Here is a 425-nt window from a genome sequence, read left to right as displayed (position 1 = left end):
CATACAGGCCGCTTCATGGCCCCTCTTAGGCGCTACTGGTCGAGGCTGGTTGATGCGGTTGCTGTACTTCCTTGCTGTACAGCTTGCCTTGTCGCCATGTTCTGGGTATGAGCCTCACCCTGCAGTCGACGCTCATAGTCCGCCCAGCCCTACTAGACCCCGATCACGATCGGGAGGGCGTCCGGTCGGCCGTAGGAGAGGATGCGGGTGAGTGCCTCCCTCATGCGAGCTGTGTCCGCAGCCGGCGCATGTAGGACTGCCTCGACTACCGGGTCGTCCAGGAACAGGGCCTCCAGGGAATCGGGGTCGAGCGTGACCCGCAGGGTGTCCCCTTCCAACTCCACCGTGCGCACACATCCGTACGCGGTGCCCTGGTTGGGGGTGACAACACAGTACGAGTCGCTGCCGTTACGGATGTTCTGCGC

General features: G+C 63.3%; 1 protein-coding gene. It reads right to left on the bottom strand.

The genetic code is table 11. The annotated features are described in order from the left end of the window. Window positions 1-152 precede the first annotated feature (152 nt). The coding region (locus tag LPA54_RS39855) for an Imm10 family immunity protein (protein ID WP_267488031.1) at window positions 153-425 on the bottom strand (273 nt) is incomplete at its 5' end.

Source organism: Streptomyces sp. DH12 (assembly GCF_020873895.1).
Taxonomy (GTDB): domain Bacteria; phylum Actinomycetota; class Actinomycetes; order Streptomycetales; family Streptomycetaceae; genus Streptomyces.
The sequence above is the reverse complement of the archived record's forward strand: the minus strand, read 5'-3'. Positions and strand labels throughout refer to the sequence as shown.